The following is an 18,040-nucleotide window of genomic DNA, read 5'->3' as shown; positions in this document are numbered from 1 at the left end:
CCGCCCCGAGCGGCTCAGACGGCGATCGCGTGGAGCATCGCGCGCAGGCCGGGTAGCGCCTCCCGGTCCGCGCGCCACACGACGCGCACCCGCAGCGGGAACGCGTCCCCGCCGCGGGGTCCCGGCAGCGGCAGCCGGACCAGCGCGCCGGAGGCGAGCTCCTCCCGGACGGCGAACTCCGGCAGCACGGCCATCCCCAGCCCGCGTTCCGCGCACGCGCGGGTGACCGCGACACCCCCGGCCCGGACCCGCTCGACCTCGCCGCCCAGCAGCCGTTCCCCGGCCAGGTGGAACGAGCAGGCCGGGCCGTCCACCAGCAGCGGCCGGCCACGCAGGTCGGCGCGGGACAGCTCGGTGATCCCGCCCAGCGGGTGGTCCGGCGCGGCGACCAGGGCCAGCGGCACCTCCTCCAGGTCGAGGTGGTCCAGCGGTACCGGCGGCAGCACGAAGCCGAGCTCGCCCAGGGGGCCGGCGATGTCCAGGATCATCGCCGCCTCCAGGGCCCCGGCGGCGACGGCCCCCAGCAGCCCGTCCCGCGCGGCGTCCGTGTGCAGCGCGACCCTCACGTCGGGCCGGCGCTGCGCGAAGCGGGCCAGCATGCCCGGCGCGTGCGTCGCGGCGATCGTCTCCAGCGTTCCGAGTCGCAGCTCGGGGCGATCGGTCACGACCTCCTGCCGTGCCTCCTCCGCGCCGCCGAGCAGTCTGCGCGCCCAGGGGAGCAGGCGCCGTCCGGCGGGCGTCAGCGTCATCCCGCGCGGCGCGCGGACGAACAGGGCGACGTCGAAGGACTGCTCCAGCGCCCGGATCTGCTCGGACACCGAGGACGGGGCGAGCCCGAGTGCGGCAGCCGCGTCCGTCACGGTCCGATGCGCGACCACGGCCTCGAAGACACGGAGCTGACGCAGTTCCACGGCGGATCCCCCGATCGTTCGGTTGCCCCGATGGTACGTGCGCCGCTGCGGACGTCATCCGCCACGCCGGGTCGATGCAGACCATGACAGTTCATCAAATGGAGCCGCTCGGCCCGACCGCAGCGCATCCGTCCCGACCTGCACTTCGACGAGTGAAGTCAAGAGAGCGTTCTCGTAGGCCTTGACGGTCTAGACCATACGGGAGTTGAATGCGGCGGCGTCCCACCCGCCCCCACGCGAAGGACTGAGCCCATGCGGCGCAAGCTCCTCCCCGTCCGGTTCTGCGGAGCCCTGACGGTGGCCACCGGTCTGCTGTTCGCCTCGCCCGTCACCCCCCTCGCCCACGCGGCCGCGGGACCGACGGTGAACATCTGGCTGACCACCACGTCCGACTCCGCCGGACGGACCGTCACCCGGGGTCTGCAGCAGCAGACGCCGATCTCCTTCTCCTCCGGCTCCGGCAGTACCGGGGCCACCGTCGCCGTGAACGACGGCACCCGCTACCAGCAGTTCACCGGCGCGGGTGCCTCGTTCACCGACACCGCCGCCTGGCTGATGAACAGCAGCGGCGCGCTCAGCACGGCCACGCGCAACGCCGTGATGACCAACCTGTTCGACCCCGTCAACGGCATCGGCCTGGACTTCCTGCGCAATCCCATGGGCGCCTCGGACCTGGCCCGCTACAACTACACCTACGACGACATGCCCAGCGGGCAGAGCGACCCCACGCTCGCGAACTTCTCCATCGCCCACGACCTCGCGGACGTGCTGCCGCTCACCAAGCAGGCCGAGCAGCTCAACCCGAACCTCAAGGTGATGGGCACGCCGTGGACCGCCCCGCCGTGGATGAAGGACAGCGGCGCCTACAGTCAGGGCTGGCTCCAGTCCCAGTACTACGCCGCCTACGCGCAGTACTTCGTCAAGTACATCCAGGCCTACCAGGCGCAGGGCGTGCACATCGACTACGTCTCCGCCCAGAACGAGCCCACCTGCTGCTCCGGCTACCCCTCGATGCAGTGGAACGCCAACGGGCTCGACTACTTCACCGGCACCGACCTGCTGCCGGCCTTCCACGCGGCCGGGCTGACCACCAAGGTCCTGGCGCTGGACTGGAACTGGGACAGCTACGACAACTACGCCGCCCAGACCGTCAACGACGCGACGGTCCGCAACGACCCGCTGTTCGGCGGCATCGCCTGGCACGGCTACAGCGGCGACCCGACCGAGCAGACGACCGTCCACAACCAGTACCCGAACGTGGACGCCTTCGACACCGAGCACTCCGGCGGCACCTGGATCGCCGACCAGCAGCAGGAGGACATGCAGAACATCGTCGACTACACCCGCAACTGGGGTAAGTCGGTGGTCAAGTGGTCGCTGGCGGTCGATCAGAACATGGGCCCGCACAACGGCGGCTGCGGCACCTGCACCGGCCTGATCACCGTGCACAACGGGGACGCGCGCAGCGGGCAGGTGGACTACAACATCGAGTACTACGACCTGGGCCAGCTGACCAAGTTCGTCAAGCCCGGCGCCTACCGGATCGATTCGACCGCCAGCACCGCGGTCCCGAACGTGGCCTGGCTGAACCCGGACGGCTCCAAGGCCGTCGTCGCCTACAACGCCACCGGCGGCAGCGAGCCGTTCACGGTCAACTGGGGCGGCCAGCACTTCACCTACACCCTGCCCGCGCAGACCAGCGCGACCTTCACCTGGTCGGGCTCGGCCGCGTCGGCGCCGACCGGGCAGATCGCCGGTTACGGCGGCAAGTGCGTGGACGTGGCGGGTGCGAACACCGCCAACGGCACGGCCGTCCAGCTCTACGACTGCAACGGCACGAGCGCGCAGTCATGGACGGTGGCCGCGGACGGCTCGCTGCAGGCGCTCGGCAAGTGCATGGACGTGACCTCCGCCGGCACGGCCAACGGGACCCAGATCCAGCTGTACGACTGCAACGGCACCGGCTCCCAGCAGTGGCAGGCGCAGTCGGACGGCTCGCTGCTGAACCCGCAGTCGGGCCGCTGCCTGGATGCCACCGGCCCGAGCTCGGCCAACGGCACCCGGCTGCAGATCTGGGACTGCACCGGAGCGGCCAACCAGAAGTGGACCCTGCCGGCCTGAGCGCGGCCGGCGCGCCGGCCACCTCCGGGTATGCGCTGCTGATCACTCATCCCTGAGTGTCCCCGTTCGAGTGAAAAACGCTCCGTGGTGCAGGCACCACGGAGCGTTTTCGCTAACGTACCTCGAAGGAAGTGGGGCCGGTGGGACTCGAACCCACGACCAAGGGATTATGAGTCCCCTGCTCTAACCGGCTGAGCTACAGCCCCTCGATTCTGGAACGATTCTTGGAACACCAGCACGAGCGGCCCCGTAAAGGGCCGCTCGCCGCAGCATAGCTGGTGAGACGCCGTCCGTGCGCGGTGGGTTCCATCCTTCAGGAGTGGGATCAGTCCTGACGGCGTGCGTGGTCGAGCATCCGCTGCAGAAGATCCCGGAGCTGGAGCCGCTCCTCTCCGCTGAGCGCGGCCAGCGGCTCGCGGGCGAAGTTGAGCGAGGCGCGCAGTTCGGAGGTCGCGGCGCTGCCGGTCTCGGTGGTGACCACACGCTTGACCCGGCGGTCCTCGGGGTCCGGCTGCCGTTCGACCAGTCCGCGGGCCTCCAGGCGGTCGACGATGCCGGTGATGTTGGAGGGCTCGCAGCTGAGCGTCTGGGCGATCTGGCGCATCGGCATCGGCCCGCGGCGCAGCAGACCGAGCACCTTGGCTTGGGCGCCGGTGAGCGAGCGGGCAGCCGCGGCTTCCTCGTACTCCTTGTGGAAGACGCCCACCAGTGCGGCCATCAGGTCGACGACCTCAGGCGTCAGCGGATCCGGCTGTTCCTGTTCCTCGTGCATGGCATCCAGGCTACCTGAATATTTGACAAGGTTAACCTTTCCGGTCACCGTTACTTGAGTAGGTCAACGTTCCACGTCGAAAGTGATCACGCCATGGCCCAGCAGAGCCTTCCCGCCACCGGTCGCGAGTGGCACCTGGTCGCCCGCCCGCAGGGCTGGCCGACCCCTGCCGACTTCGCCCTCGTCGAGGCCCCCGTCACGGCCCCCGCGCCGGGCCGGATCCTGGTTCGCAACGAGTACCTTTCCGTCGACCCCTACATGCGGGGCCGGATGAACGACGCCAAGTCCTACGCTCCGCCGTACGCGCTGGGCGAGGCCATGCACGGCGGCGCGGTCGGGCGCGTGGTCGCCTCCGCGGCCGAGGGCTTCGAGCCCGGCGACGCGGTGCTGCACGGGCTCGGTTGGCGCGAGTACGCCGACGTGCCCGCCGACCAGGCCTTCAAGGTGGACGCGGGCGCGGCACCGCTCCAGGCCTACCTCGGCGTGCTCGGCATGCCGGGCCTGACCGCCTACGCCGGTCTGCTGCGGGTCGGCCGGTTCCAGGAGGGCGACGCCGTCTTCGTCTCCGGCGCCGCGGGGGCTGTCGGCAGCGTCGTCGGACAGGTGGCCAAGCTCCGCGGCGCCTCGCTGGTCGTCGGCAGCGCCGGCTCGGACGAGAAGGTCCGCAAGCTGGTCGAGGAGTACGGCTTCGACGCCGCCTTCAACTACAAGAACGGCGACGTGGTCGGCCAGCTGGCCAAGGCCGCTCCCGAGGGCATCGACGTCTACTTCGACAACGTCGGCGGCGAGCATCTGGAGGCGGCGATCGGCGCGCTCCACGTGCACGGCCGCGCGGTGCTGTGCGGGGCCATCGCCCAGTACAACGACACCACCCCGCCGGCTGCGCCGCGCAACCTCGCCACGGTGATCGGCAAGCGCCTCACCCTCCAGGGCATGCTCGTCGGCGACCACTACGACCTCCAGCGCGAGTTCGTCACCGAGGTCGGCGGCTGGCTGCGCGATGGCAGGCTGCGCTTCGAGGAGACGGTGGTCGACGGCTTCGACAACGCCGTCGACGCCTTCCTCGGCCTGCTGCGCGGGGCGAACACCGGCAAGATGCTGGTTCACGTCGGCTGAGCGGGCGGGCCGCTCGGGCTGGCCGGTCGGGCTGGCCGGTCGGGCTGGCCGGTTGGGCTGACCGGCCCATAAGTCTGACGATCGGTCAGTGAGAGTGCGACCACTCGGGCGGATCGGCGTGCCGTCCGGGTGGTTGTGCTGGACAGCCGCCCTGTCGGGGCGGGGGAGCGGTACCGTTTCTGCTCAAGGGTCCAGTCTCGCGTGTGTTTATCGCAGCCGGTGCGGGGTAGTCGTCAGCCCATAGCGGGAACAAGCACAACAAACCGGACACACCGTCACCATGCTGGCGCGAGAACGCTGGGGAAGGCGCCCCTCGCACCACACTGGAGGTCCGGTGACGACTCGTGGAGTTCTCTACGTGCACTCCGCGCCACGCGCGCTCTGCCCGCATGTGGAGTGGGCGGTTGCCGGCGTGCTCGGACAGCGGGTGAGCCTGGACTGGACCCGCCAGTCGGCCGCGCCCGGCACCTGGCGTGCCGAGCTGTCCTGGCAGGGTGCGCCCGACACCGCCTCGCGGCTGGCCTCCGCGCTGCGCGGGTGGCAGCTGCTGCGCTTCGAGGTCACCGCCGAGCCGGTCGGCGGCACCGAGGGGGAGCGCTTCTCCAGCACGCCCGAGCTGGGCATCTTCCATGCCGTCATCGGCCTCCACGGTGACATCATGATCCCCGAGGATCGGCTCCGCGCCGCGCTGCTCCGTGCCCGACTGGGCGAGAGCGAGTTGGAGTCGGAGATCACCCGACTGCTGGGCAAGCCCTGGGACGACGAGCTCGAGCCGTTCCGCTACGCCGGCGAGGGCGCCCCGGTCCGCTGGTTGCACCAGGTGGTCTGAGCCTCCAGCCATCCGGCGACCCCCGATCGGGGGGGCGTGCGTGCGGGTGCGCGCGCCGCGCTTTCGCACGCGATCCACGCCATGTCATGGTCGTGGTCTTGCCCGGGTATGCCCATGATGTCCCAAGCCGCCGACCGGGAACTGATCGATATTCAGAGCATGATGTTCACCTTGCGGACAGTCGGGCGTGGTGGGCCGGGGGTCCCCGTAGGTGTAGTCCCTCTGCGTGGTGTCAGATGTGCGTCGGCTGTGAAGTCAACCCCCAGTCGGCCGTTGTGCGAGAAAACGCGATCCCGATAGACATCCCGCCGGGGGCCTTCGAACATCTGTTGCCGCTCCCCTCGTCATCTGACGGACCTTCACTCTGGGAGTCGTCATCACCCGCAACAACAGCTCCCGCGTCAGCCGCGCCCGGATAGCCACCATCGCCACCGCGTCGCTCGCGCTGGCCTCCGGTTCGCTGGCTCTCGCTGCTCCTTCCCAGGCCAGTGCGCCCGCCCCCGTCGCCAAGGCGGTCGCCGGCAGCCACCCCGCCTGGGCCACCCACACCGCCGACCAGGGCACCGCGCCCGCCGCGGCGACGTTCACCGGCACGGTGTACCTCGCCATGCGCGACTCGGCCGGTCTGGCCGCCTACGCCCAGGCGGTCTCCGACCCGTCCAGCCCGCAGTACCGCAAGTTCCAGAGCGCGGCCTTCGTCCGCAGCCAGTTCGGCCCGACCGACGCCTCGGTCGCCAAGGTCAACGCCTGGCTCAAGGGTGCCGGCCTGTCCGTCGAGAGCAGCAGCTGGCACGCCATCAGCGTCTCGGGCACCAGCGCCCAGATGGCCAAGGCCTTCGGCACCACCATCCACGAGTACCGCGTGGCCGGCCAGCAGGCGCACGCCCCGGCCGCCGACGTGGTGATCCCCGCCGACGTCGCCCCGTACGTCCTCGGTGTCGCCGACCTGAGCTCCACGCTCGGCAGCCACGCCAAGCCCGACTCGGTGACGGTGAACAACACCATCGCCGCCCCCGGCAGCAAGACCGGTGGTGGCCTGCCCACCACCGCGACCTGCTCGGACTACTGGGGCCAGAAGACGGCCAAGGGCGCTCCCCAGGGCTACACCAAGGGTGCCGTCCCGTTCGACCAGTGCTCCTTCGTCCCGTCCCAGCTGCGCAAGGCCTACGGCATCAGCGCCACGCACCTCACGGGCAAGGGCGCCACCGTCGCCATCGTCGACGCCTACGGCTCCCCGACGATGCTGGCCGACGCCAACCACTTCGCCACCGCGCACGGTGACAAGGCGTTCCGCAAGGGCCAGTACCGCGAGGTCGTCACGCCCGCGAACTGGAACAGCCAGAAGGCCTGCGGTGGTCCCGCCGGCTGGGCCGGCGAGGAGTCGCTCGACGTCGAGATGGTGCACGGGCTGGCCCCGGACGCCAACGTCGTCTACGTCGGTGCCAACTCCTGCAACGACAGCGACCTGTCGGCCGCGCTCGCCAACATCGTCGACCACCACCTGGCGGATGTCGTCTCCAACTCCTGGAGCGAGATCATGCACACCACCGACCAGGGCGACATGGCGAAGGCGCAGATCGCCGCGTACGAGACGATCTTCCAGCAGGGCGCCATCGAGGGCATCAGCTTCGACTTCTCCTCGGGCGACTGCGGCGACGAGTCCCCGAAGGCCGCGGCCACCGGCGTCAACTGCCAGACGGACACCCCGCGCGCCCAGGTCGACTACCCGTCCTCCTCGGCGTGGGTCACCGACGTGGGTGGCACCGCGCTGGGCCTGAAGGACAAGAGCGGCACGTACGGGTTCGAGACCTCCATGGGCACCCTGCGTTCGGTCCTCTCGACCGACGGCAAGTCCTGGAACCCGTTCCCCGGCCAGTTCTACTTCGGTGGTGGCGGCGGCACGTCCGAGGACTTCGCCCAGCCCTTCTACCAGAAGGGTGTCGTCCCCAACGCGCTGTCGCACACGCTGATGACCGGTCAGCACAGCAAGACCGCGCAGCGGGTGACCCCGGACGTCGCCATGAACGGCGACCTGTACACCTCGGTGCTGGTCGGTCAGACCACCGCCGGTGTCTACAGCGAGGGCGGCGTCGGCGGCACCAGCGTTGCCGCGCCGGAGTTCTCCGCCGTCCAGGCCGACGCGATCCAGGCCCAGGGCCAGGCGATCGGCTTTGCCAACCCGGAGATCTACCTCCGCGCCCGTCTCGGTGTCTTCCGTGACGTGGTCAACGAGCGCGCCCTTCACCACCAGGCTCCGCTGAGCAACGTGGCCGACTTCGGCGTCATCGGCGGCCAGCTCAAGATCCGCCTCGCCGCCTTCGGTGAGGACACCAGCCTGCAGGCCACCCGCGGCTTCGACGACGCCACCGGCGTCGGTTCGCCGACGACGGCCTACCTGCGGTCGTTCCTTCCGTAGTCAGCGATCGGCAGGTCGGTTCCAGCCGGGCCCGGCAGGGGAGTTCGTCCCCTGCCGGGCCCGTTGCGTCGCCGCGACCCAGACCGCGGTGCCGACCGCGATCAGCACGACGCCGGCGCCGAGCCACGGCCACGGGCTCCACTCCTCGGTGCACTCCCCGGGCGTGCAGACGTTCCCCGGCCCCGACCGGTTCAGCCAGGCGATCACCAGCGGCAGCACCCCCGCCCCGGCGATCAGCCCCGGCAGGCCGGTGTGCGAGCGCCGTGTCCGGCCGAGCAGGACGGCGCCGCCGAGCGTCAGCACCGCCACGTAGGGCCCGACCGTGAGGACGGTCAGCAGCGCGGTCACCCCGCCGCCGCCGACCGCCGCCCAGGCCAGGAACCATTGCCAACCGTGCAGCCGACCGTGCCTCATGACCGCCTCCGTCGTGGAATCAGGTCGAGAAGGGATGCGAGCGAGTCGGCGCGCGCGAAGAGCGCGAGCGCCGGGGTGGGGTCCTCGTCGAGCACGGCCAACAGCTCCAGGCCGAGATAGAGCGCGACGACCCCGTGTGCGAGCTCGTCCGGTGACCCGAGCCGTGCGGCGGGCGTCCCGCGCAATGCGTCCGCGGCGAAGCCGCGCCAGGGACGCAGCCGCTCCGCCACCTCGGGCCGCAGGGCGGCGTTCGCCTGAGCCGCGGCGATCATCTCCACGAGCACGGCGGTGTGGCCGAGCTCGAGGTCCTCCTCGAAGACCGTCCGGGCGGCGGCGACCAGCTCCTTGAGTGACCGGCTCTCGTCCACGAGCCCCTGGTAGCGCTCCCGCCGCAGCTCCGCGACGCGGTCGAGGGCGGCGAGCAGCAGCCGCTCGACGGACCCGAAGTGATAGAAGATCAGCGCCTGGTTGCAGCCGGCCCGCGCGGCGATCTCGCGTGCGCTGGCGTGGGCGTGGCCCTTCTCCCGCAAGGTCGCGATCGCTCCGGCGACCAGCGCGTCCCGCGTCTCCGCCGTGGCCATGCCTGCACCACCCCCGTTTTGAGCACTCGCTCAAAAACGAATGTAGACCTCGTCCGCCCGGCCCACAAGCCACTCGGGTGAACCCGATATTCGTTTGGCCGGACCGGAACCGATCGGTAGGAAGGACCGGTGACCGTTTTTCACTGCACCACCTGTGCGACCGCGCTGACGAACGACCTGGCCGAACTGCCCCGTCTGCCGGCTTTTCCTGAATTCGACGGCCGGGTCCAGGCCGACGGGCTCCGCAGGGCGCCCTCGACGGTCCCGGCCGGATACTTCGCCGTGCAACCCGAGCCCTGGGGCGCGCCCTTCGCGCCGACGGACGACTGCGTGGCCGCGTACCCCGGCGGGCCGTGCATGACCGACCCCGACGGCGACGGGTTCCTCGTCTCCGCGGGCCCTCGTGACACCGTCGTGATCCATCCCGACGACGCCCCGGAACTGCGCCCCGACCCGGACTACCGCGATGCCGGATGCTGCGGACTGCGCGGCACCGAGGGCATGAACCGTTTCTGCCCCGGGTGCGGGGCCGAGGTGGGCACGCAGGTCAGCGAGTGCTACACCCCGTACGAACTGCACCTTGATCCCGGCCGGGTGCGCCGGACGGCATGACACCGGACGGCATGAGGGGCGCGGCGAACCACTCGGGTTCGCCGCGCCCCTGGGGATGCCGCAGTTGTCAGACCGTGCGGAAGGCCAGGACGACGTTGTGGCCGCCGAAGCCGAAGGAGTTGTTCAGCGCCGTCAGACGGCCCTCGGCCGGGAGGGCTCGGGGCTCGCCGATGACGATGTCGGCGTCGACCTCGGGGTCGAGGTCGTCGACGTTGATGGTCGGCGGGGCCACCCGGTGGTGCAGGGCGAGGACCGTCGCGACGGTCTCGATGCCGCCCGCGCCGCCGAGGAGGTGGCCGGTCATGGACTTGGTCGCGGAGATCGCGATGTGGTCCAGGTGGTCGCCCAGGACCCGGCGCAGCGCCTTGATCTCGGCGGTGTCGCCCTGCGGGGTGGACGTGGCGTGCGCGTTGACGTGCACGATCTCGGCCGGGTCCACGTCGGAGGACTCCAGCAGCTGGGCGATCGCGCGGGCCACGCCCGAGCCGGTCGGCTCCGGCTGGGCGATGTGGTGGGCGTCGGAGGACAGACCCTGGCCGACGGCCTCGCAGTAGACGCGGGCACCGCGCGCGGCGGCGTGCTCCGCGGACTCCAGCACCACGACGCCGGCGCCCTCGCCGAGGACGAAGCCGTCACGAGCCTTGTCGTAGGGGCGCGACGCCTCCTGCGGGTGCTCGTTGTTCTTGGACATCGCCATCATGTTCGCGAAGGCGACGATCGGCAGCGGGTGGATCGCGGCCTCGGTGCCGCCGGCGACGACGACGTCGGCGCGGCCGGTGCGGATCATCTCGATCGCGTAGCCGATGGCCTCGGCGCCCGACGCGCAGGCGGAGACGGGGGTGTGCACGCCTGCACGGGCGCCGACCTCCAGGCCGACGTTGGCGGCGGGGGAGTTCGGCATGAGCATCGGCACGGTGTGCGGGGAGACGCGGCGGACGCCCTTCTCCTTCAGCACGTCGTACTGGTCGAGCAGGGTGGTCACGCCGCCGATGCCGGAGGCGACGACCGCGCCCAGGCGCTCGGGGGCGACGGGGGAGCCCTCCTCGGTGGCGGAGGCGGTGAAGCCGGCGTCGGCCCAGGCCTCGCGCGCGGCGATCACGGCGAACTGCGCCGAGCGGTCGAGCTTGCGGGCGAGCGGACGGGGCAGCACCTCGCCCGGGTCGACCGCGGTGCGGGCGGCGATGCGGACCGGAAGGTCCTCGGCCCACTCCTCTTCGAGGAGCGAGACGCCGGAGCGGCCCGCCACCAGGCCCTCCCAGGTGGACGCGGCGTCGGCGCCGAGCGGCGTGAAGGCGCCGATCCCGGTGACGACCACGGTGCGGCTGTCGCTGGTCACTGCTGTGTCTCCTGGCAGGGAAGTCCGGGCATGGAAACCCGGTGGAACTTGGGGGTCGGGGGACACCGCCGGACGACGGCGTCCCCCGGGAGCGAGCGGTCGCTCAGGAGTTGGCGACGATGTAGTTCACCGCGTCGCCGACCGTCTTCAGGTTCTTGACCTCGTCGTCCGGGATCTTGACGTCGAAGCGCTCCTCGGCGGCGACGACGACCTCGACCATGGACAGCGAGTCGACGTCGAGGTCGTCCGTGAAGGACTTGTCGAGCTGAACGTCCTCGGTCGGGATCCCGGCGATCTCGTTGACGATCTCCGCGAGACCTTCGAGGATCTCTTCCTGGGTGGCCATTGAAGGCTCCTTCTCGTGATGAACGGTGTTTCTACGGGAGGGTAACGACTGCTGCTGCGTAGACGAGACCCGCCCCGAAGCCGATGATGAGGGCGAGGTCGCCGCTCTTCGCTTCGCCGGACTGGAGCATGCGCTCCATGGCCAGCGGGATCGAGGCCGCCGAGGTGTTCCCGGTCTCCGCGATGTCGCGGGCCACCGGGACCGACTCGGGCAGCTTCAGCGCCTTGATCATGGCATCGATGATGCGCATGTTCGCCTGGTGCGGGATGAACGCGCCGAGCTGGTCGGCAGTGATCCCCGCGGCGTCCAGGGCCTGTTGAGCGGCCTTGGCCATGTCCCAGACCGCCCAGCGGAAGACCGTCTGGCCCTCCATCCGCAGCGCGGGCCACTTCGTCTCCTCGCCCGCGCCGTTGACGGCGTCGGGCTTGGCGAAGGCGGTGTCCCACGCCTCGGTCTGGGAGATCACATCGGCCTGGGAGCCGTCGGAGCCCCACACGACCTTGCCGATGCCCGGCGTGTCGGAGGGGCCCACCACGGCCGCGCCGGCGCCGTCACCGAAGATGAAGGCGGTCGAGCGGTCGTGGATGTCGGTGAGGTCGGACAGGCGCTCCACGCCGATCACGACCACGTACTCGGCGCTGCCGCCGCGCACCATGCCGTCGGCCAGCGACAGGCCGTAGCCGAAGCCGGCGCAGGCGGCGGAGATGTCGAAGGCGGGCGCGGTGCCGCAGCCGAGGCGCTGGGCGATCTCGGTGGCGATGGCCGGGGTCTGCTTCAGGTGCGAGACGGTGGCCACGACGACGCCGCCGACCTGCTCCGGGCGGATGCCGGCCATGGCGATCGCCTTGCTGGCGGCCTGCACCGACATCTCCGCGACGCTCTCCTCCGGGCCCGCCCAGCGGCGCTCGGTGATGCCGCTGCGGGTGCGGATCCACTCGTCGGAGGAGTCGATCCAGTCCAGCACCTCGGAGTTCGGGATCACCCGGACCGGTCGGTAGCCGCCCACACCGTGGATGCGCGAGAACTGCGCACCGGTGCTGGGCTTGATGGTGGGCTGAGCTGTCATGCGTGCTGCTCCCCGGCTCCGTGCTCGGCCACGAGCGCGAGGGCCTTGTCGAGATCGGCCGGTGTCTTCAGGGCCAGCGTCGCGACACCCTTGACGTTGCGCTTGACCAGGTTGGTGAGGGTGCCGGCGGGCGAGAGCTCGATCACCGCGGTCGCCCCCAGCCGGCCGAGCGTCTCCATGCACAGGTCCCAGCGGACCGGGTTGGAGACCTGGGAGACCAGTCGGGCCAGCACCTCGGTGCCCGAGGCGACGACCTCGCCGTCCTTGTTGGAGACGTAGGGGACCAGCGGGTCGGCCGCGGTCAGGGTCGGCGCCAGCTTCTCCAGCCGCGCCACGCCCGGGGCCATGTGCTCGGTGTGGAAGGCACCGGCCACCTTGAGCGGGATCAGGCGGGCACCGGCCGGCGGGTCCGCCTTGAGGGCGTCCAGCTGCTCCAGCGTGCCGGCGGCCACGAGCTGCCCGCCGCCGTTGTTGTTGGCCGCGGTGACGCCGTGGGCGGCCAGCTTCGCGGCCACCTCCTCCGGGTCCCCGCCGAGAAGGGCGAGCATGCCCGTCGCGGTGACGGCGGCCGCCTCGGCCATGCCCTGACTGCGCTCGCGGACGAAGGCGAGGCCGTCCTCGGGGCTCAGCACACCGCCGGCGACGGCGGCGGTGATCTCACCGACGCTGTGACCGGCGACGGCGCCGACGACGGCCGGGACGCGGGTCAGGTCGCCGAAGAGCGCCCCCGCGGTCACCAGGCCGGCGGCGACCAGCAGCGGCTGGGCGACGGCGGTGTCCTTGATCTCCTCCTCGGACGCCTCGGTACCGGCGTGGACCAGATCCAGGCCGGCCACGTCGGACCAACGGCGCAGGCTGTCGGCTACGCCGGGGACCTCCAGCCAAGGGGCGAGGAATCCGGGAGTCTGGGCACCCTGTCCGGGAGCAACGAGTACGAGCACGTCATCAACCTTCTCTTGTCCGGCCGGTGCGGCGCGGGTGAGGACCGCGACGAAGAACCACCGATCGAGTTGTGGATTCCCTACAGCCGTGCATCATCCCAGCTCATGGCTCGACCCCTACTGGAGCCGCCCGAGGGCCAGGGCGATGCGGAGAGTGAACGCCGAGCGCACGTCGGACGGGGCGTAGCCGGTGATGTCGGTCACACGACGCAGGCGGTAGCGCACGGTGTTCGGGTGGACGAAGAGCATGCGGGCGGCGCCCTCCAGCGAGGACGCCTGTTCCAGGTAGACCGAGAGCGTGTCCAGCAGCGCGGAGCCCGCCTCGTCCAGCGGCGCGTAGATCTCCTCGACGAGCTGGGTCCGCGCGTGCCCGTCCCCGGCGAGCGCCCGCTCGGGCAGCAGGTCGTCGGCCAGCACCGGACGCGGCGCGTCCGGCCACGCCGAACAGGCGCGCAGGCCGGCGGCGGCGGCCTGCGCGGAGCGGGTCGCGGAGAGCAGGTCGGACACGGTCGGGCCGATGACCACCGGACCGGGCGCGAACTGGCCGATCAGCGCGCGGGCGGCGATCACCGGATCCCACAGGCGCTCGCCGCTGCGCGGCTTCTTCTCGCCGACCACCACGACCAGGCGGGCGCCGAGCACCCCGGTGAGCACGTGCAGCTTCGCGTGCCGGGCGGCCCGGCGGATGGCCTCGACCACCAGCTCGCTGTCCCCGGCCGGGGCGCTGCCCATGACGACCATGACCCGGTCCGGCTGCCCCCACCCGAGCGCGGCGGCGCGCGACAGCACACCCTCGTCCGCGTCGCCGGAGAGCAGCGAGTTCACCACCAACGCCTCCAGGCGCGCGTCCCAGGCGCCGCGCGCCTCGGCGGCCTGGGCGTAGACCTGGGCGGTGGCGAAGGCGATCTCGCGGGCGTAGACGAGCACGGCCTCGCGCAGCGCCTCCTCCGCGCCCGGCGCGGAGACCTCCTCGATCGCCTCCTCGACGACCTCGATGGTGGTCCGGATCATCTCCACGGTCTGCCGCAGCGTCACCGCGCGGGTCAGCTCGCGGGGCGCGGTGCCGAAGACGTCCGTGCTGATCGCCTGCGGCGCCTCGGGGTGGCGGAACCACTCGGTGAACGCCGCGATACCGGCCTGTGCCACCAGCCCGATCCAGGAGCGGTGCTCCGGCGGCATGTTGCGGTACCAGGCGAGGTTGTCGTCCATCCGGGCGATGGCGGCCGTCGCCATCTTGCCGGCGGCGCGCTCCAGGTTCTTCAGGGTCTGGGCGTGCTGGTCGGCCGTGGCCATCACCGTCTTGCGCTCGAACGCGGTGCCGCGCCGGGAGCCGCGTCGCGCCGGTTGGCGCTGCGCGGTGTCGGCCGTGTCGACCGGGTCGACGGCGGTGGGCTGGTTCGGGGGGTTCTCTGCGGCTGGGGCTGACACAGTCCAAGCGTGCACCATCCCCGTCCGCTTGCGTGCACGGGGAGGTCCCCGTCGCGGGAGACGCCGGTCACAACTGCCTAGAGTGGCCCCATGACCCTCAGTATCCGTCGCGCAGGACACCGCTACCGCTCCGAGCCGGAACCGGGGATCACCACCGCTCACGCGTTCTCGTTCTCCGCGCACTACGACCCGGCCAACGTCTCCTTCGGCGCGCTGCTGGCCTGCAACGAGGAGTCCTTGGACGCGGGCGCGGGCTTCGGCGCGCACCGGCACCGGGACACGGAGATCCTCACCTGGGTCCTGGACGGCACGCTCACCCACCGCGACGACCACGGCCACGAGGCGGTCGTGCGGGCCGGACAGCTGCAGTACCTGAGCGCGGGGTCCGGCGTCAGCCACAGCGAGGTCAACGCGTCGGCGGAGGAACCGGTGCGCTTCCTGCAGTTCTGGCTGCAGCCGGGGGAGTTCGCGACCGAGCCGGACTACGCCGTTCGGGACGTCGACACCGAGGCGCCGTCGGTCCTGCTCACCCCTCCGGGGCTGCTGCGCCGGGACGACGCCGCCCTGCAGCTGCTGCGGGCGCAGCCGTACCTGCCGGTTCCGGAGCTGCCGCAGGCGGCGTACCGCTACCTGCACGTCACCCAGGGCGCCCTGGGCTTCCGGGAGCAGGACGGCCCGAAGGGACGCGGCCGCGAACTGAAGGCGGGCGACGCCGTCAGGATGTCCGACGGCGCCGCCCTGGTGGACCCGACGGCGGGGCCGGACGGGGTCGAACTGCTGGTCTGGGCGATGGACTCGCCGGTCAGCTACGGGTGAGCTCGGCGAGGACCGCGTCCGTGAACGGGGTCCACAGCTCGGCCGCCCACTGGCCGAAGTCGCGGTCGGTCAGCACCACGCAGGCGGCGCCCGCCACCGGGTCGACCCACAGGAACGTGCCGGACTGGCCGAAGTGGCCGAAGGTCGCCGGGGAGCTGGTCAGGCCGGTCCAGTGCGGGGACTTGTGGTCGCGGATGTCGAAGCCGAGGCCCCAGTCGTTCGGCTTCTGGTGCCCGTAGCCGGGCAGCACGCCGTTCAGGCCCGGGAACGCGACGGTCGTCGCCTCGGCGACGGTGTCGGCGTGGAGCACCCGCGGTGCCTGCAGCTCCGCCGCGAAGCGGGCCAGATCCGCGGCGGTGGAGACGCCGCCCGCGCCGGCGGGGCTCTTGCTCGAGGCGTCGAGCCAGGTGTCGGTCATGCCGAGCGGCGCGAAGACCGCCTCCGCCGCGTACTGCGGGAACGGCATGCCGGTCGCCTTGGAGACCGCCTCGGCCAGCACGTCGAAGCCGGCGTTGGAGTAGAGGCGTCGGTTGCCGGGCGCGGCCATGGGCTTCTGCTCGTCGAAGGCGAGCCCGGAGGTGTGCGCGAGCAGGTGCCGGACGGTCGATCCCTCGGGCCCCGCCGGGTCGTCCAGCTCCAGCGCGCCCTCCTCGACCGCGACGAGCGTCGCGTACGCGGTGAGCGGCTTGGTCACCGAGGCCAGCTTGAACGGGTGCCGCTGGGGGCCGTGACTCCCGGCGACGCTGCCGTCCTTGCGGACGACGACCGCGGCGGCGGTGGTGACGGGCCACTGTTCGATCAGGCGCAGGCTCTCCATGTCGGCGAGTCTACGGAGCGTCGCTTGCTTAGAGTGCACTCAAGGTCAGTAGCGTCGAGTACGACATGATCGGAAGGGGGCCGGGGATGTCCCAGGCAGCGGTGGCGGGAGCCGAGTTCGAGGCCCGCTACACCATCGGCGAGGTCGCCGAGCAGACCGGCCTCAGCGCGCACACGCTGCGCTGGTACGAGCGCATCGGCCTGCTGGACCACCCCGCCCGCTCGCACCACGGCCAGCGCCGCTTCAGCGACGCGGATCTCGGCTGGCTGGCGTTCCTGGGCAACCTGCGCGCGACCGGCATGCCGGTCGCGGCGATGCTGCGCTACACGGAGCTGGTGCGGACGGGCGACGAGACCCGGGCGGAGCGGCGGCAGCTGCTGATCGAGCACCGCGAGGAGGTGCTCGCGCGCATCCGCGACCTGCAGACCAACCTTCTGGTCCTGGATTACAAGATCGACTTGTACGGCCAAGATTGCCAGTGAGCGAGAGGCAGGACTGAGTCATGAGCACCATCCCGACCACCACCCTGGGCGCGAACGGTCCGGTCGTCGGCGTGCAGGGCCTCGGCTGCATGGGCATGAGCGACTTCTACAGCGACCAGTTCGGTGACACCGGCGAGACCGAGTCCCGCGCGACGCTGGAGCGCGCCCTGGAGCTGGGCGTCACCCTCTTCGACACCGCCGACATGTACGGTTACGGCCGCAACGAGCAGCTGGTCGGCCCGTTCGTCCAGGCCCACCGCGACGAGGTGCTGGTCGCGACGAAGTTCGCGATCGAGCGCCGCGAGGACGACCCGACGTACCGCGCGGTGCGCAACGACGCCGCGTACATCCGGCAGGCCGTCGACGCGAGCCTGCGCCGTCTGGGCGTTGACCACATCGACCTCTACTACATGCACCGCCGCAACCCCGAGGTCCCGCTCGCGGAGTCGGTGGGCGCGATGGGCGAGCTCGTCGCCGCGGGCAAGGTGCGGTTCCTCGGCCTGTCCGAGGTCAACGGCGCGGAGCTGCGCGAGGCCTATGCCGTCCACCCGATCGCCGCGCTGCAGTCGGAGTGGTCCCTCTTCTCCCGCGACGTGGAGCGGACCGCGGTCCCCGCGGCGGCGGAGCTCGGCGTCGCCTTCGTGCCGTACTCGCCGCTCGGCCGCGGGTTCCTCACGGGGTCCTTCAGCAACGCGAGCGAGCTGGCCCAGGGCGACTTCCGCCACTACCAGCCGCGCTTCACCGGCGACAACGCCGCGCACAACGCCGCGCTGCTGGCCCCGGTCCACAAGATCGCCGCGGACCGCGGTGCGACGGCCGCGCAGGTCGCCCTCGCCTGGGTCCAGCAGCGCTCCCAGGTCCACGGCCTCCCGGTCATCCCGATCCCGGGCACCCGCAAGCGCACCCGCCTGGAGGAGAACGTCGGCGCGGCGTCGCTCACGCTCACCCAGGCGGAGCTGGCCACCCTGGAGCCGATCGCGGCCCAGGTCGCGGGCGACCGCTACGCGGACATGAGCAGTATCTCCAAGTAGCTTCC

At 71.5% G+C, this 18,040-nt stretch carries 18 protein-coding genes and 1 tRNA gene; 8 read left to right on the top strand and 11 right to left on the bottom strand.

Annotated features, from left to right (window positions below; genetic code table 11):
* Positions 1-14: 14 nt before the first annotated feature.
* The gene (locus BMY61_RS31110) at positions 15-911 is read right to left on the bottom strand and encodes a LysR family transcriptional regulator (protein WP_042444678.1); all 897 of its coding nucleotides are present in this window, start codon (positions 909-911) and stop codon (positions 15-17) included.
* Positions 912-1,163: 252 nt separating this feature from the next.
* On the opposite strand from BMY61_RS31110, the gene BMY61_RS31105 reads away from it, so the two are divergent.
* Positions 1,164-3,032 (top strand): ricin-type beta-trefoil lectin domain protein, encoded by a 1,869-nt coding sequence (locus BMY61_RS31105; protein WP_082014858.1) that lies wholly within the window; start codon positions 1,164-1,166, stop codon positions 3,030-3,032.
* Between the two features lie 132 nt (positions 3,033-3,164).
* Here BMY61_RS31105 and BMY61_RS31100 read toward each other — a convergent pair.
* Positions 3,165-3,238 (bottom strand) — tRNA-Ile (locus BMY61_RS31100).
* Positions 3,239-3,357: 119 nt separating this feature from the next.
* Entirely contained in the window at positions 3,358-3,804 is a 447-nt protein-coding gene (locus tag BMY61_RS31095) for a MarR family winged helix-turn-helix transcriptional regulator (protein ID WP_042444680.1), read from the bottom strand.
* 93 nt (positions 3,805-3,897) lie between these two features.
* Here BMY61_RS31095 and BMY61_RS31090 point away from each other — a divergent pair, with 93 nt between their 5' ends.
* The 3 genes from BMY61_RS31090 to BMY61_RS47175 all read left to right on the top strand — a co-directional run bounded on the left by BMY61_RS31090 (position 3,898) and on the right by BMY61_RS47175 (position 8,165).
* On the top strand, positions 3,898-4,920 hold the full coding sequence (locus BMY61_RS31090; protein ID WP_042444682.1) for an NADP-dependent oxidoreductase: 1,023 nt from the start codon (positions 3,898-3,900) through the stop codon (positions 4,918-4,920).
* Between the two features lie 334 nt (positions 4,921-5,254).
* Positions 5,255-5,749, top strand: coding sequence for a DUF3145 domain-containing protein (locus BMY61_RS31085; protein ID WP_042444684.1), 495 nt, complete (start codon positions 5,255-5,257; stop codon positions 5,747-5,749).
* Between the two features lie 364 nt (positions 5,750-6,113).
* The gene (locus BMY61_RS47175) at positions 6,114-8,165 is read left to right on the top strand and encodes a protease pro-enzyme activation domain-containing protein (protein WP_082014859.1); all 2,052 of its coding nucleotides are present in this window, start codon (positions 6,114-6,116) and stop codon (positions 8,163-8,165) included.
* On the opposite strand, the gene BMY61_RS31075 is transcribed toward BMY61_RS47175, so the two are convergent.
* Together BMY61_RS31075 and BMY61_RS31070 are read right to left on the bottom strand one after the other, a co-directional pair.
* Positions 8,166-8,579 carry a hypothetical protein gene (locus tag BMY61_RS31075; RefSeq protein WP_052438492.1) on the bottom strand — a complete coding sequence of 138 codons (414 nt, stop codon included), beginning with the start codon at positions 8,577-8,579 and terminating at the stop codon, positions 8,166-8,168.
* Complete coding sequence (locus BMY61_RS31070) at positions 8,576-9,160, bottom strand: TetR/AcrR family transcriptional regulator (protein WP_042444689.1); 585 nt, start codon at positions 9,158-9,160, stop codon at positions 8,576-8,578. The genes BMY61_RS31075 and BMY61_RS31070 overlap by 4 nt, the downstream gene beginning before the upstream one ends.
* A gap of 129 nt (positions 9,161-9,289) precedes the next feature.
* Between BMY61_RS31070 and BMY61_RS31065 the strand changes: the two genes are divergently transcribed.
* Positions 9,290-9,772, top strand: a complete 483-nt coding sequence (locus tag BMY61_RS31065) for a hypothetical protein (protein ID WP_042444691.1) — start codon at positions 9,290-9,292, stop codon at positions 9,770-9,772.
* A 67-nt stretch (positions 9,773-9,839) separates the two neighbouring features.
* Here BMY61_RS31065 and fabF read toward each other — a convergent pair whose 3' ends face one another.
* The 5 genes from fabF to BMY61_RS31040 all read right to left on the bottom strand — a co-directional run bounded on the left by fabF (position 9,840) and on the right by BMY61_RS31040 (position 14,754).
* Positions 9,840-11,108: a beta-ketoacyl-ACP synthase II gene (gene fabF, locus BMY61_RS31060; protein WP_042444693.1), complete on the bottom strand. Its 1,269-nt coding sequence runs from the start codon at positions 11,106-11,108 to the stop codon at positions 9,840-9,842.
* A 103-nt stretch (positions 11,109-11,211) separates the two neighbouring features.
* Positions 11,212-11,454 carry an acyl carrier protein gene (locus BMY61_RS31055; RefSeq protein ID WP_042444695.1) on the bottom strand — a complete coding sequence of 81 codons (243 nt, stop codon included), beginning with the start codon at positions 11,452-11,454 and terminating at the stop codon, positions 11,212-11,214.
* Positions 11,455-11,485: 31 nt separating this feature from the next.
* Complete coding sequence (locus BMY61_RS31050; protein WP_042444697.1) at positions 11,486-12,520, bottom strand: beta-ketoacyl-ACP synthase III; 1,035 nt, start codon at positions 12,518-12,520, stop codon at positions 11,486-11,488.
* On the bottom strand, positions 12,517-13,461 hold the full coding sequence (locus BMY61_RS31045; protein ID WP_042444698.1) for an ACP S-malonyltransferase: 945 nt from the start codon (positions 13,459-13,461) through the stop codon (positions 12,517-12,519). The genes BMY61_RS31050 and BMY61_RS31045 overlap by 4 nt, the downstream gene beginning before the upstream one ends.
* A 117-nt stretch (positions 13,462-13,578) precedes the next feature.
* Positions 13,579-14,754, bottom strand: coding sequence for a PucR family transcriptional regulator (locus tag BMY61_RS31040; RefSeq protein ID WP_042444832.1), 1,176 nt, complete (start codon positions 14,752-14,754; stop codon positions 13,579-13,581).
* Positions 14,755-14,979: 225 nt separating this feature from the next.
* Between BMY61_RS31040 and BMY61_RS31035 the strand changes: the two genes are divergently transcribed.
* Positions 14,980-15,705 (top strand): pirin family protein, encoded by a 726-nt coding sequence (locus BMY61_RS31035; protein WP_042444700.1) that lies wholly within the window; start codon positions 14,980-14,982, stop codon positions 15,703-15,705.
* On the opposite strand, the gene BMY61_RS31030 is transcribed toward BMY61_RS31035, so the two are convergent.
* A complete protein-coding gene (locus BMY61_RS31030) occupies positions 15,692-16,522 on the bottom strand; it encodes a serine hydrolase domain-containing protein (protein ID WP_042444702.1) in 831 nt (276 codons plus the stop codon). The two genes, BMY61_RS31035 and BMY61_RS31030, sit on opposite strands and share 14 nt — an antisense overlap.
* An 86-nt stretch (positions 16,523-16,608) precedes the next feature.
* On the opposite strand from BMY61_RS31030, the gene BMY61_RS31025 reads away from it, so the two are divergent.
* The gene (locus BMY61_RS31025) at positions 16,609-17,004 is read left to right on the top strand and encodes a MerR family transcriptional regulator (protein ID WP_042444704.1); all 396 of its coding nucleotides are present in this window, start codon (positions 16,609-16,611) and stop codon (positions 17,002-17,004) included.
* Between the two features lie 20 nt (positions 17,005-17,024).
* Positions 17,025-18,035, top strand: a complete 1,011-nt coding sequence (locus BMY61_RS31020; protein WP_042444706.1) for an aldo/keto reductase — start codon at positions 17,025-17,027, stop codon at positions 18,033-18,035.
* Positions 18,036-18,040: the final 5 nt, after the last annotated feature.

It is taken from the genome of Streptacidiphilus jiangxiensis, from assembly GCF_900109465.1.
In the GTDB taxonomy this organism is placed as follows: domain Bacteria; phylum Actinomycetota; class Actinomycetes; order Streptomycetales; family Streptomycetaceae; genus Streptacidiphilus; species Streptacidiphilus jiangxiensis.
Note: the sequence above shows the minus strand (reverse complement) of the source record. Positions and strands in the feature narration are given on the sequence as shown.

Excerpts from the sequence above, each read along its gene's own strand:
- BMY61_RS31105 (WP_082014858.1), top strand. The coding sequence starts at position 1,164 with ATGCGGCGCAAGCTCCTCCCCGTCCGGTTCTGCGGAGCCCTGACGGTG.
- BMY61_RS31095 (WP_042444680.1), bottom strand. The coding sequence starts at position 3,804 with ATGCACGAGGAACAGGAACAGCCGGATCCGCTGACGCCTGAGGTCGTC.
- BMY61_RS31090 (WP_042444682.1), top strand. The coding sequence starts at position 3,898 with ATGGCCCAGCAGAGCCTTCCCGCCACCGGTCGCGAGTGGCACCTGGTC.
- BMY61_RS31075 (WP_052438492.1), bottom strand. The coding sequence starts at position 8,579 with ATGAGGCACGGTCGGCTGCACGGTTGGCAATGGTTCCTGGCCTGGGCG.
- BMY61_RS31070 (WP_042444689.1), bottom strand. The coding sequence starts at position 9,160 with ATGGCCACGGCGGAGACGCGGGACGCGCTGGTCGCCGGAGCGATCGCG.
- BMY61_RS31055 (WP_042444695.1), bottom strand. The coding sequence starts at position 11,454 with ATGGCCACCCAGGAAGAGATCCTCGAAGGTCTCGCGGAGATCGTCAAC.
- BMY61_RS31050 (WP_042444697.1), bottom strand. The coding sequence starts at position 12,520 with ATGACAGCTCAGCCCACCATCAAGCCCAGCACCGGTGCGCAGTTCTCG.
- BMY61_RS31040 (WP_042444832.1), bottom strand. The coding sequence starts at position 14,754 with ATGGCCACGGCCGACCAGCACGCCCAGACCCTGAAGAACCTGGAGCGC.
- BMY61_RS31035 (WP_042444700.1), top strand. The coding sequence starts at position 14,980 with ATGACCCTCAGTATCCGTCGCGCAGGACACCGCTACCGCTCCGAGCCG.
- BMY61_RS31030 (WP_042444702.1), bottom strand. The coding sequence starts at position 16,522 with ATGGAGAGCCTGCGCCTGATCGAACAGTGGCCCGTCACCACCGCCGCC.
- BMY61_RS31025 (WP_042444704.1), top strand. The coding sequence starts at position 16,609 with ATGTCCCAGGCAGCGGTGGCGGGAGCCGAGTTCGAGGCCCGCTACACC.
- BMY61_RS31020 (WP_042444706.1), top strand. The coding sequence starts at position 17,025 with ATGAGCACCATCCCGACCACCACCCTGGGCGCGAACGGTCCGGTCGTC.